This is a genomic window from Rhizobium metallidurans, assembly GCF_014196505.1.
Classification (GTDB): Bacteria; Pseudomonadota; Alphaproteobacteria; order Rhizobiales; family Rhizobiaceae; genus Rhizobium; species Rhizobium metallidurans.
The window spans coordinates 430952-443319 of record NZ_JACIDW010000002.1 but is presented as its reverse complement, the minus strand read 5'-3'; the positions used below and the strand labels follow the sequence as shown (position 1 = coordinate 443319).

General features: G+C 62.2%; 10 protein-coding genes. 4 read left to right on the top strand and 6 right to left on the bottom strand.

What is annotated here, in order from left to right:
- Positions 1-6: 6 nt before the first annotated feature.
- Entirely contained in the window at positions 7-981 is a 975-nt protein-coding gene (trxB, locus tag GGQ67_RS06110) for a thioredoxin-disulfide reductase (protein ID WP_183899292.1), read from the bottom strand.
- 228 nt (positions 982-1209) lie between these two features.
- On the opposite strand from trxB, the gene GGQ67_RS06105 reads away from it, so the two are divergent.
- The gene (locus GGQ67_RS06105) at positions 1210-1677 is read left to right on the top strand and encodes an Lrp/AsnC family transcriptional regulator (RefSeq protein ID WP_018897428.1); all 468 of its coding nucleotides are present in this window, start codon (positions 1210-1212) and stop codon (positions 1675-1677) included.
- A gap of 6 nt (positions 1678-1683) precedes the next feature.
- Here the strand turns inward: GGQ67_RS06105 and GGQ67_RS06100 are convergent, their stop codons facing one another.
- Both GGQ67_RS06100 and greA read right to left on the bottom strand, forming a co-directional pair.
- On the bottom strand, positions 1684-2736 hold the full coding sequence (locus GGQ67_RS06100) for a glycosyltransferase (RefSeq protein WP_183899410.1): 1053 nt from the start codon (positions 2734-2736) through the stop codon (positions 1684-1686).
- 29 nt (positions 2737-2765) lie between these two features.
- On the bottom strand, positions 2766-3242 hold the full coding sequence (gene greA, locus GGQ67_RS06095) for a transcription elongation factor GreA (protein ID WP_018897430.1): 477 nt from the start codon (positions 3240-3242) through the stop codon (positions 2766-2768).
- 247 nt (positions 3243-3489) lie between these two features.
- Here greA and GGQ67_RS06090 point away from each other — a divergent pair, with 247 nt between their 5' ends.
- On the top strand, positions 3490-4722 hold the full coding sequence (locus GGQ67_RS06090; protein WP_183899291.1) for a putative DNA modification/repair radical SAM protein: 1233 nt from the start codon (positions 3490-3492) through the stop codon (positions 4720-4722).
- On the top strand, positions 4722-6176 hold the full coding sequence (locus tag GGQ67_RS06085) for a UdgX family uracil-DNA binding protein (RefSeq protein ID WP_183899290.1): 1455 nt from the start codon (positions 4722-4724) through the stop codon (positions 6174-6176). The genes GGQ67_RS06090 and GGQ67_RS06085 overlap by 1 nt, the downstream gene beginning before the upstream one ends.
- 100 nt (positions 6177-6276) lie before the next feature.
- Here GGQ67_RS06085 and GGQ67_RS06080 read toward each other — a convergent pair whose 3' ends face one another.
- Entirely contained in the window at positions 6277-6663 is a 387-nt protein-coding gene (locus GGQ67_RS06080; protein ID WP_183899289.1) for a hypothetical protein, read from the bottom strand.
- A gap of 274 nt (positions 6664-6937) precedes the next feature.
- Here GGQ67_RS06080 and GGQ67_RS06075 point away from each other — a divergent pair, with 274 nt between their 5' ends.
- Complete coding sequence (locus tag GGQ67_RS06075) at positions 6938-7321, top strand: VOC family protein (protein WP_183899288.1); 384 nt, start codon at positions 6938-6940, stop codon at positions 7319-7321.
- Here the strand turns inward: GGQ67_RS06075 and GGQ67_RS06070 are convergent.
- Both GGQ67_RS06070 and carB read right to left on the bottom strand, forming a co-directional pair.
- Complete coding sequence (locus GGQ67_RS06070) at positions 7299-8591, bottom strand: T6SS phospholipase effector Tle1-like catalytic domain-containing protein (protein ID WP_183899287.1); 1293 nt, start codon at positions 8589-8591, stop codon at positions 7299-7301. The genes GGQ67_RS06075 and GGQ67_RS06070 overlap by 23 nt on opposite strands.
- A gap of 155 nt (positions 8592-8746) precedes the next feature.
- Entirely contained in the window at positions 8747-12235 is a 3489-nt protein-coding gene (carB, locus tag GGQ67_RS06065) for a carbamoyl-phosphate synthase large subunit (protein WP_183899286.1), read from the bottom strand.
- Positions 12236-12368: the final 133 nt, after the last annotated feature.

The window sequence follows — 12368 nt, the reverse complement described above, 5'->3', positions numbered from 1 at the left end:
CCGATCTTACTCCGCAGCTACTGCGACGGGCATGTGGCCCGTGAGATAACGTTCGGCCTCGAGCGCTGCCATGCAACCCATGCCGGCGGCGGTGATCGCCTGGCGGAAGGTGTCGTCGGTGACGTCGCCGGCGGCGTAGATGCCCTCGACCGACGTCGCGGTCGAATCCGGCGCCGTCCAGAGGTAGCCGTTGTCCTTCAGTTTCAGCTTGCCCTTGAAGAGCTCTGTCGCCGGCGCATGACCGATGGCCACGAAGACGCCGTCGATCGTGTGGTCGGCAACGGTGCCGGTGCGCGTGTCGCGCAGACGAACGCCGGAGACGGACGGCGGCATCGGCGGCTTGGCCGGCGCGCCAGTGATCTCGGCGATCTCGGTGTTCCAGAGGATCTTGACGTTCTCCTTGGCGAAGATGCGTTCCTGCAGGATCTTTTCCGAGCGGAAACTGTCGCGGCGGTGCACGACCGTCACGGTCTTGGCGATGTTGGAGAGGTAGAGCGCTTCCTCGACGGCCGAGTTGCCGCCGCCGACCACGATCACGTCCTTGTTGCGATAGAAGAAGCCGTCACAGGTGGCGCAGGCGGAGACGCCGAAGCCCTGGAAGGTCTGCTCGCTCTCGATGCCGAGCCACTTGGCCTTGGCGCCGGTGGCGATGATCAGCGTGTCCGCCGTCCAGACCTGGCCGCTATCGGTGCGTGCGACGAAGGGGCGCTGGTTGACCTCGACCTCGGTGACGATGTCGTTGACGATCTCGGCGCCGACGTGCTTGGCCTGCTGCAGCATCTGGTCCATCAGCCAGGGGCCCTGGATCGGATCGGCGAAACCAGGATAGTTCTCGACGTCGGTGGTGATCATCAGCTGTCCGCCTTGTTCCATCCCCGCGATCAGGACCGGCTTCAGCATCGCGCGCGCCGCATAGACTGCAGCGGTATAGCCGGCGGGGCCGGACCCGATGATGAGCACCTTGGTGTGGCGGGCGGACATGAGACTTCCTTTCAACTGGCTGGACGCGCTGGATATAAGGCGAATGCGGCCATCACGCGTCCATGCGTATTTATGAACGACCAATGCTTTTATTCAAGGGCAGCCTTGCGTTACCAACAAGGCATTCGGTGTGGATGTGCAAGATTCCGTCATCTCAGGGAAAGATTCTTGCGTATTGTGCCGCTTTATATAGAAGCTGGATTCGGGAATTTAAAGAAAGGCACTCGCTTGGTTCGCGCTGAACTGGACGCCATCGATATCAAGATCTTGCGTGAGCTGCAGGCGGATGGCCGCATGACCAACGTCGAGCTCGCCGACCGGGTCGGCATTTCGGCGCCGCCCTGTCTTCGGCGCGTGCGCAAGCTGGAAGAGTCCGGCGTCATCGAAGGCTATCACGCGATGCTGAACAGCCCGAAGCTGGGCTTCGATCTCGTCGCCTTCTGCATGGTCGGGCTCAAGCATCAGTCGGAAGCCAATCTCAAGGCGTTTGCCGCGGCAACCACGCAGTGGCCGCTGGTGCGCCAGGCGTGGATGGTCTCTGGCGATAGCGATTTCCTGCTGCATTGCGTGGCCGAAAACCTGACGCGCTTCCAGGATTTCGTGATCGAGGTGCTGACGGCCAACGAGCATGTCGATACCGTGCGCACCATGCTGACGATCCGCCAGATCAAGAAGCTCGGCCTGACAGAGGTCTGATTTGTCTCAGCCGAGGCTGTCGTAGACGGCCTTCAGCTTCGTGGCCTCACCTTCGATGCGGAAGTTTTCCATGACATGCGTCTGGGCATTGGCCGCGAGCCGCGCCAGGCGGCTTTCATCATCCATGAGTTCCGCGACGGCATGCGCCATTGCGTCGAGATCGTCGCGGGCAATCAGCATGCCCGCGCCGTTATCACCGGTCGTGACGATCTCGGGAAAGGCGCCGACATCGGTTGCCACCACAGGCACGCCGGAGGCCATGGCTTCGAGTGGCGTCAGGCCGAAACCTTCCCAGCGCTGCGGCGCGACGAACAGATCGAGCGCGCGGTACCAGTCGTTGATGTTCGTATGCTCGCCGACGAAGAGGATGCGGTCCGAGAGGCCGGCGGCTGCCACCTTGGCCTTCAGGCCGTTTTCGAACTCTACATGCTGGGCGGTGGCGCGGCCGGCGATGATGGCGCTCCACCGAGGGTGATCAGGAAGCAGCCGCAGCATGGTGTCGACGAAGAGGTCGGTGCCCTTCTGGTGGCGCACGCGGCCGAAGCAGCCGGCGATCTTCCTTTGCGGGTCGAGGTCGCATTCGCGCTTCGCCTGCGCCTTATCCGTTGGTGGCGAGAAGCGCGCGGTGTCGATGCCGTGCAGGATGACGGTGTTGGGGACCTCGAGATAATTCGCCGTCTTGCCCGATGTCGCGATCACCGCGTCCATCTTCGAGACGAGGAACTTCGTCCAGCCGCTATGCTTGCGCTGCGAGGCGGAGGTGAAGACGATCTTCAGCTTCATGCGCAGGATGTCGCGCATGATGAGTGCAGGGAGCATCTCGATGTTGCGGCGGGCGTGCCAGACGCGGAACGGCCGGGCCGAGGGCGCGCGCCACAATTTCAAGAGATCGCGGAAGCGGATATGCGGGATCGACGCCGGCAGGCCCGGCCCGAGCGCCGCGATCTTCTGACCGAGCGCCCGCTGGACCGGAACAAGCTGGATGATCGTCGATGTGACGCCTGACAGACGCTTCTTGAAGTTCGGCGCTATGATTTCGACGTCGGCTATATCGACGATGTGCGATCGGCCGCGATCCGCCAACACCCTCAGCCCCAGGTGATGGCCAGAACTTCGTAAGCCTTGGAGCCGCCTGGCGCGTTGACTTCGATGGAATCGCCGACTTCCTTGCCGATCAGCGCGCGGGCGATCGGGGAGGAGATGGAGATGCGGCCGGCCTTCACGTCGGCCTCCTGGTCGCCGACGATCTGGTAGGTCTTTTCTTCCTCGGTGTCCTCGTCGACGAGCTTCACCTTGGCGCCGAACTTGATCGTGCTGCCGGACATCTTGGAGAGGTCGATGACTTCGGCGCGCGCCGTCAGGTCCTCGAGTTCGCCGATGCGGCCTTCGTTGTGGCTCTGCGCTTCCTTGGCGGCATGGTACTCGGCGTTTTCCGAGAGGTCGCCATGGGCGCGGGCCTCGGCAATTGCCTCGATGATTCGCGGGCGTTCTTCCTGCTGACGCCAGCGCAGCTCTTCCTGCAGCTTGACGAAACCACCCTGCGTCATCGGTACCTTATCAACCATTTTCCTGTCCTTCAGTCCTTGTGTCGGCTAGGCAGCGACACAAAAGAAAACAGGTCCCGAAGGGGAACTTCGGAACCATGCCAAAACGCTATCTGCTTCGTTTATAGCAGATAGCCTCCGTCGATTTCCAGAGAATTCGATGAAGCGACTTGCAACCCCTCATGGCTTTTCGCGTCAAACTTGAAAAGCATCAATTGAAAGCGGCTTTTCTTGACTGTTAGTCATGGAACATATAGTGAACATAGGCATGAAGAAGTCACTCGAAGAGCGGTTGGCCATCCTCTCGGACGCGGCCAAGTATGACGCCTCCTGCGCCTCCAGCGGAACGACCAAGCGCGATTCCAGCAAGAGCGGCGGGCTTGGTTCGACTGAAGGTGCGGGCATCTGCCATGCCTATGCGCCGGATGGACGATGCATTTCGCTCTTGAAGATCCTGCTCACCAATTTCTGCATCTACGACTGCGCCTATTGCATCAACCGCTCCTCCAGCAATGTGGAGCGGGCGCGGTTCACGCCCGAAGAGGTTATCTGGCTGACGCTGGAGTTTTATCGGCGCAATTATATCGAGGGGCTTTTCCTGTCGTCTGGCATCATCCGCTCCTCCGACCACACGATGGAAGAGATGGTGCGGATTGTGCGCGAACTGCGCACCACGCATAATTTCCGGGGCTACATTCATCTGAAATCCATTCCCGAGGCCTCGCCGCATCTGATCGAGGAAGCCGGGCTCTATGCCGACCGGCTATCGCTCAACATCGAGCTGCCGACCGATCGCGGCATCGCGCAGCTGGCGCCGGAAAAGAAGCCCGCCAGCATTCGCCGCTCGATGGGCGATCTCCGATTGAAGATCGAGGCGGCGTCCGAGCCGACGCTGCAGACCAAGCGGCGCAAGCGCTTCGTGCCGGGCGGGCAGAGCACGCAGATGATCGTCGGCGCCGATGGCGCCAATGACGCGACCATTCTCGGCACCAGCGCGCAGCTTTATGGCAGCTACGGGCTGAGGCGCGTCTATTACTCGGCCTTCAGCCCCATTCCCGACTCCTCGAGGAACCTGCCGCTGATCAAGCCGCCGCTGATGCGCGAACACCGCCTCTACCAGGCCGACTGGCTCTATCGCTTCTATGGCTTCGGCATCGACGAGATCACGTCCTCGCAGGAGGGCGGCATGCTCGACCTCAATCTCGATCCGAAGCTTGCCTGGGCGCTCGGCAACCGCAACGATTTCCCCGTCGACATCAACAGGGCGCCGCGCGAGACGCTGCTGAGGGTGCCGGGACTGGGGACGAAGACGGTGAAATCGATCCTCTCGGCGCGGCGGTTCAGGACGCTCAGGATCGAGGATCTGACGCGGCTCGGCGTGTCGATCAAGAAGGTGCAGGCGTTCATCTCGGCCGAGGGCTGGTCGCCGCGCCGGCTGATCGACCGACCGGATCTGAGGGCGATGTTCGAGCCGAAGCCGGAACAACTGTCGTTGCTGTGATGATTACCGTGTTGTTGGAGGGCCGGGGGGAATTGGCCGAGTGGCGGGACGCGGCGCGGCGGCTGGCGGCGTCGGGTGTGGCGCCCGAGGAAATAGAGTGGCGGGAGCGGTATCGCGAAACGGATCTGTTTGCCGCGCCTGAAGTGTCTTCGAAGCTGCCGCCGCTCGATGCTTCCAAGCCGCTGACGGTGCCGCCCGCCTTCATCGGGCTTGCGGAAGCGGTGATCTGCCATAGCGATCCAATGCGCTTCTACCTCCTCTATCGGCTGCTCTGGCGGCTGCAAAGCGATCGCTCGCTGCTCGACGTCGCCTCGGACGAGGACGTGGCGCGGGCACGCGCGATGGACAAGAGCGTGCGCCGCGATGCCCACAAGATGACCGCCTTCGTGCGGTTCAAGGAGGTCGGCTCGGGGATATCGCTCAACGGGCGGCGGAAGTTTCTTGCCTGGTTCGAGCCGGATCATCACATCGTCGGCCGCAAGGCGCCGTTCTTCCAGAAGCGGTTCAACGACATGGACTGGGTGATCGCGACACCAAGGGGATCGGCTGCCTGGGACGGCGAGAAGCTGACCGTCAGCCATGACCCGTGTGAGAAGCCCGATCTCACCGATCCGGCCGACCAGCTGTGGCGAACCTATTATGCCAACATCTTCAATCCGGCCCGCCTCAAGGTGAAGGCGATGCAGGCGGAGATGCCGAAGAAATACTGGAAGAACCTGCCCGAGGCCGATCTCATTCCCGGCATGATCGCCGATGCGGAAAGCAAGGTCCTGGAGATGGCCAAACGCCAGGCGAGCGAACCACTGCCGTTTCACGACCGGCTGCAGGAGGCGGCGCGCCGTGTGCCCGCCGCACCAAGAGCACCCGCGGGCACGCTGGCGGCGCTGCGCGAGGAGGCGTCCGTCTGCACGCGCTGTCCGCTGCACGAGAAGGCAACGCAGACGGTGTTCGGCGAGGGGCCTGAAGATGCGCATGTTATGTTCGTCGGCGAGCAGCCTGGAGATCAGGAGGATCTCGCCGGGCGGCCGTTCGTGGGGCCTGCGGGCAAGGTGTTCGACCAGGTGGCCGGCGAGGCGGAGATCGACCGGCAGTCGGTCTATGTGACTAATGCGGTGAAGCACTTCAAATACGAGCCGCGCGGCAAGCGCCGCATCCACCAGCGGCCGAACATGGGTGAGGTCACGCATTGCCGCTGGTGGCTCAATCTGGAGATCGAGCTCGTCAAGCCGAAGCTGATCGTCGCCATGGGCGCCACCGCGCTGACGGCGCTGACGGATACGAAGCACAAGCTGTCCGATATCAGGGGACAGCCGATCAGGATGGGCAAGGAACGAACGCTGTTCGTCACCGTCCACCCGTCCTATCTGCTGCGCATTCCCGACGAGCGGTTGAAGGCGGAGGAGATGGCGCTGTTTCGGGCGGATATGGTACGGGTGCGTGAGCTGATGGCCTAGGAGGTTCAGAGGACCGCATCCTCCGTATTCTTGCTAAATGCGGAGGATGCTGATCAAGCGGGCTGCGGCAGTGTTAGCTGCGAACGCGCATCGTCAAGCGCTAAGATCGGCCGAACTCGGCTTGGATGTCGGCAACGATGCGCGGCAGTTTCGTCTTGTCGTTTAGGGCGAGATAGGTTGCGCTCAGCTTGTCGATCGCGGCACTGCCGAGTGGCTCCAGCGCTTCCACCGCGCCGCGCACGTCGTCGTCATACTTGGCAAGAGCGGCCCATCTCTCCGCTTCCGCGTTGTTTGCGGGCACAGGTGCCGGCTGCTGCCGCACGGTTGTCATCTGCTTGGCCAGGGCTTGCGCGGTTTTGTCCGCATTCGAGCTGCCGATCGACGAAAGGATCATGATAAATCCAATTATGATCATCGGTATTCCAATGATCGGGATGAAGGATAGTGGCAGTCCAAATAAGATCAAGATGATTCCGAAGAACTTCATTATTGTTCTCTTTTATATTTATGATTGCTGATGATTGGCTTCGATTGTTGATTATCTTAAATATATTGAAATCCGTTTCAATGAGTAATTTCACGTTTTGGTTTCATTCTTATGGATTATGCTTGGGTCAATTTCGGTGCGTTAGGAGCCATGAAATATCGCTTACTGCGGGTGGTCGCGTCGCGTCCGCAAGATCTCGGCAATTTGCGAATTGCCATAGCGCTTCAGCCCGAATGTTGTAGCGTGACCGGTAATCGCAAACAGGAGACCGCCTATGTTCGATCATGTGTCGATTGGTGTGAGGAGCCTTGAGAAGTCGCAGGCATTCTACGACGCGGCGCTGGCCCCGCTCGGCTATGAGCGGCTGACGAATTTCGGCAATGTCAGCGGCTATGGCGCCGATCGGGTGGCGCTCTGGGTCGGCGAGGTGGCGAGGCCCGTGGCACCCGACATGGAATCGGGGCTGCACTTCTGCTTCGTGGCGCCGAGCGAGGCATCGGTCGATGCGTTTTACGCGGCCGGGCTTGCCAATGGCGGAACCGACAACGGCGCGCCGGGCGTGCGCCCGGATTACAGCCAGTTCTACTATGCGGCCTTCGTCATCGATCCTGACGGTTATCGCCTCGAGGCCTATTTCAAGCGGCCGGAGGAATTATAGAGAGCGCCGGATCGGCCGATGGCGTCTGGCTGTCGTTGCTCCAGGGCTCCGTCACGAATTGTCGCGGCAGGTTCGGCGGAGCATAGGGCGGCGCCATCGTCGATGACAGTCGGTCGATGACGGACTGGTGCAGCCGAGCTCCTTCGGGGATGAGGCGGCGATCCGAGAGCGGCAGGTAGATGCGTGTCGTGTCGCCGAGCTTGCGCCAGGAGGTGATCGGCACGCGCCGAGGCACATATTCGAGCAGTTTCCATGCCCAGTTCATCGAGTCGTGCAGCGGTGCTGTCGGGGTCGGTCGGACGTAGCTCTTCGTCTGGCTGCTGCCGTCGACGAGTTGGTTTACCGCGTCCTCGTCGTAACTAAGCCCGATTGCCCTGGTCTCGGCGATCATCCAGGCGAGCGGTATCTTGATCGCGGCGCTCTCCGTTTCCGGATAGCCGCCGCCGATATCGCCGTGGACGCCGGAGAACCAGACTTCCTTCATATCCTGCAGGGCCGGGGCGGGTGGCTTGAAGGGGCCGCCCCAATAGTCCTGCTCTTGTCGCCATGGCAGTGGGTTGAACGTGGTTCGCCGCTCATCGATGGCGAGCGCGTGGCGTACCACTTCGACGCTCGGATTGCGATCGGTGAAGGGAAGCGTCAGGAATTGCGGGCGCCATTTGCCCCAGACGATGACCGAGGACACGGTATCGAAGAGACCGAGCAGCTTGATCGGCGGGCGGTCGGTCTTCAGCGTGCGTTCGTAGAGGCGCATGGTCTTGAAGGCCGAGGGCGCGTCCCAATCGACATCGGCGGCATCCGCTCCGCCCTGCTGCTGCTCGCTTTCGGAGATGCCCTTGTAGGTGTTGTAGGCGTAGTCGATCAGGTTGACGTGGTACTTGCTCATCAGCCCGAGCGAATGGACGAAGCCTGCCAGCACCCGTGCCGTATAGGCACCGCGGCTGAAGCCGAAGATGTAGATGTTGTCGCGGTCCCGGTATTCCTGATCGTCGCCCGGTTCGCCGGGCTCGTAATTGTCGACGAGGAAGCGGTAGGCCTCCTTGACGTTCTGGTCGAGGCCCCAGCCGGTTGCCAGGCCCCAGAGTTCGACCGTCTTGCGGTATGCGTTGGACCAGGCATTGGCGGCGCCGAAGGTGCCGACGCCGGGATCGTAATAGACGATCTGTTTGTCGCTGCGGTCGAGAACACCGAAGAGCCTGAGAATATTGGTTCGGTCGGCGGAGATTTCGTTCGACGTGCCATCGAACAGAATGACGATATTCTTGCCCATCGATGCCCCTCACGTGAGGGGATATCGTAACATGATCGCAAAGGGTTTGAAATCTCAGGTGGATTGTCGCGTTTTGCGACACTTCGGCGTGTCGTCGCGTTGGCCGCTACGCGGCAAAAAGCCGGTCGTGAGTGCTCACGGCCGGCTTTGATCTATCAGGCGAAGTAGCTCTGCAGCGGGCGAACCTCGAGGTTGCCGGCCTTCAGCGCCTTGATTGCCTGGGCGGCTGCCTCGGCGCCGGCCATGGTGGTGTAGTAGGGCACCTTCTGCATCAGCGTGGCGCGGCGCAGCGACTTGGAGTCGGAGATCGCCTTGTTGCTATCGGTCGTGTTGATGACCAGCTGGACCTGACGGTTGCGGATGGCGTCCTCGATGTGCGGACGGCCCTCGAGCACCTTGTTGATCTTCACGGCCTCGATGCCGTTTTCGGCGAGGAAGCGGGCGGTGCCGCCGGTGGCCAGAACCTTGAAGCCCTGTTCGACCAGCATGCGGATCGCGGGAAGCACGCGCGGCTTGTCGTCGTCGCGTACCGATACGAAGACCGTTCCGTCACGCGGCAGCTCGACGCTGGCGCCGAGCTGCGACTTGGCGAAGGCCAGCGCGAAATCGGTGTCGAGGCCGATGACTTCACCGGTCGAGCGCATTTCCGGGCCGAGCAGCGTGTCGACGCCGGGGAAGCGGGCGAACGGGAAGACGGCTTCCTTGACGGCGATGTGCTTCAGGTTGCGCGGGTCCGGCTTTTCGCCATAGGCGGCAAACAGCGGATCGAGCTTTTCGCCGGCCATGGCGCGGGCGGCGATCTTGGCGATCGGGGCGCCGATGGTCTTAGCCACGAAGGGAACGGTACGCGAGGCGCGCGGGTTCACTTCGAGCACGTAGACGGTGCCGTCCTTGATGGCGAACTGGACGTTCATCAGGCCGACGACGTTGAGGGACTTGGCCATCGACTTCGCCTGACGCTCGAGCTCGTCGATCATCTCCGGCGAGAGGGTGCGCGGGGGCAGCGAGCAAGCCGAGTCGCCGGAGTGAATGCCGGCTTCCTCGATGTGCTCCATGATGCCGGCGATGAAGGCGTCCTTGCCGTCGGAGAGGCAGTCGACGTCGACTTCGATGGCGTTCGACAGGTAGCTGTCGAAGAGCAGCGGGTTCTTGCCGAGCAGGGTGTTGATCTGGCCGGTCTTGTCGTTCGGGTAGCGCTGCTTGATGTCCTCGGGCACCAGCTCCGGAACGGTGTCGAGCAGGTAGGTCTGCAGCATGCTCTCATTGTGGATGATCTGCATGGCGCGGCCACCCAGAACGTAGGACGGGCGAACGACCAGCGGGAAGCCGATCTCGGTGGCGACCAGGCGGGCCTGTTCGACCGAGTAGGCGATACCGTTGTTCGGCTGCGTCAGGTCGAGCTTGATCAGCAGCTTCTGGAAGCGGTCGCGGTCTTCGGCAAGGTCGATCATATCAGGCGCGGTGCCGAGGATCGGGATACCGTTCTTCTCAAGCGCTTCGGCGAGCTTGAGCGGGGTCTGGCCGCCAAACTGCACGATGACGCCGACGACTTCGCCCTTCTCCTGCTCAGCGCGCAGGATTTCGATCACGTCTTCGGCCGTCAGCGGCTCGAAGTAGAGGCGATCGGAGGTGTCGTAGTCGGTCGAGACCGTTTCCGGGTTGCAGTTGATCATGATGGCTTCATAGCCGGCGTCGCGAAGAGCGAACGCGGCATGGCAGCAGCAATAGTCGAACTCGATGCCCTGGCCGATACGGTTCGGACCGCCGCCGAGGATGACGACCTTCTTGCGGTCGGATATCTCGGCTTCCGAGCGGGCGACGCCGACAAAGGGCGTCTCGTAGCTCGAATACATGTAGGCGGTGGGGGAGGCGAATTCGGCCGCGCAGGTGTCGATGCGCTTGAAGACCGGGCGGACATTCAGCGAATTGCGCAGCTCGGCCACTTCCTTCGGGCGCTTGCCCGACAGCGTCGCGAGGCGGGCGTCGGAGAAGCCCATGGCCTTCAGCGTACGCAGGTTTGCGGCGTCGGTGGGCAGGCCGTGTTCGCGAACACGGGCTTCCATGTCGATGATCGCCTTGAACTGGGCGATGAACCACGGGTCGATCTTGCAGCCTTCGTGCACTTCCTCGGGGCTCATGCCCATGCGTAGCGCCTGGGCGACCATGCGCAAGCGATCCGGCGTCGGCGTGCCGATGGCGGCGCGAATGGCGTTTTGGCTGCCTTCGCCTTCCTCGATGCCGGGGATTTCGATTTCGTCGAGGCCGGTGAGGCCGGTTTCCAGACCGCGCAGCGCCTTCTGCAGCGATTCGGCGAAGGTGCGGCCAATGGCCATGACTTCACCGACCGACTTCATGGCGGTCGTCAGAACCGGCGAGGCGCCCGGGAACTTCTCGAAGGCGAAACGCGGGATCTTGGTGACGACGTAGTCGATCGACGGTTCGAACGAGGCGGGCGTCGCGCCGCCGGTGATGTCGTTGTCGAGTTCGTCGAGCGTGTAGCCGATGGCGAGCTTGGCGGCGACCTTGGCGATCGGGAAGCCGGTGGCCTTGGAGGCCAGAGCCGAGGAGCGTGAGACGCGCGGGTTCATTTCGATGACGACGAGGCGGCCGTCCTTCGGGTTGACGGCGAACTGGACGTTCGAGCCGCCGGTTTCAACGCCGATCTCGCGCAGAACCGCGATCGAGGCATTGCGCATCATCTGGTATTCCTTGTCGGTCAGCGTCAGAGCCGGCGCGACGGTGATCGAGTCGCCCGTGTGGACGCCCATCGGGTCGATGTTTTCGATCGAGCAGATGATGATACAGTTGTCCGCCTTGTCGCGGACGACTTCCATTTCATATTCCTTCCAGCCGAGAACCGATTCTTCGATCAGCACTTCGGTGGTCGGCGAGGCATCGAGGCCGCCGCCGATGATTTCGAAGAACTCCGAGCGGTTATAGGCGATGCCGCCGCCGGTGCCGCCCATGGTGAAGGAGGGGCGGATGATGGCGGGCAGACCGACGACGTCGACCGCCTGGGCGGCAATCGCCATGGCGTGGCTGATGTAGCGCTGCTTGCGATCGGTCTCGCCGAGGTTCCACTGGTTTTCCAGCTCGTCGAGCGCCTTGTCGAGCTCGGCGCCGGAGAGGCTTTCCTTCAGCTTGTTGCGCTCGGCTTCATGCGTCTTGCGGTCGGCATCCTTGATGTCGGTGGCGTTGGCGAGCATCGAGCGCGGGGTTTCGAGGCCGATGCGGTCCATGGCTTCGCGGAACAGGGCGCGGTCTTCGGCCATGTCGATGGCGGCCGGCTTGGCGCCGATCATCTCGACGTTGTAGCGGTCGAGAACGCCCATGCGCTTCAAGGACAGCGCGGTGTTGAGCGCGGTCTGACCGCCCATGGTCGGCAGCAGCGCGTCGGGGCGCTCCTTGGCGATGATCTTGGCGACGACTTCGGGGGTGATCGGCTCGACATAGGTCGCGTCGGCGAGACCCGGGTCGGTCATGATCGTGGCCGGGTTGGAGTTGACGAGGATGACGCGGTAGCCTTCCTCCTTCAGCGCCTTGCAGGCCTGTGTGCCGGAGTAGTCGAATTCGCATGCCTGGCCAATGACGATCGGTCCTGCGCCGATGATGAGGATCGATTTGATGTCTTGGCGCTTCGGCATGGGCTTTTTTCCGTTTCCTAGCTGCGCAGAAAGCCGGCCAGGGTGGGAGGCACCGGCCGGGTCGCGCATATGATGGTCTTTTCAGGCTAGAAGCGGCTTATAGGCAAATGTATCCGTGAACGGAACCCCATAA

Coding starts and splice junctions, on each gene's coding strand:
- trxB (WP_183899292.1), bottom strand. CDS start 981: ATGTCCGCCCGCCACACCAAGGTGCTCATCATCGGGTCCGGCCCCGCC.
- greA (WP_018897430.1), bottom strand. CDS start 3,242: ATGGTTGATAAGGTACCGATGACGCAGGGTGGTTTCGTCAAGCTGCAG.
- GGQ67_RS06090 (WP_183899291.1), top strand. CDS start 3,490: ATGAAGAAGTCACTCGAAGAGCGGTTGGCCATCCTCTCGGACGCGGCC.
- GGQ67_RS06085 (WP_183899290.1), top strand. CDS start 4,722: ATGATTACCGTGTTGTTGGAGGGCCGGGGGGAATTGGCCGAGTGGCGG.
- GGQ67_RS06080 (WP_183899289.1), bottom strand. CDS start 6,663: ATGAAGTTCTTCGGAATCATCTTGATCTTATTTGGACTGCCACTATCC.
- GGQ67_RS06075 (WP_183899288.1), top strand. CDS start 6,938: ATGTTCGATCATGTGTCGATTGGTGTGAGGAGCCTTGAGAAGTCGCAG.
- GGQ67_RS06070 (WP_183899287.1), bottom strand. CDS start 8,591: ATGGGCAAGAATATCGTCATTCTGTTCGATGGCACGTCGAACGAAATC.
- carB (WP_183899286.1), bottom strand. CDS start 12,235: ATGCCGAAGCGCCAAGACATCAAATCGATCCTCATCATCGGCGCAGGA.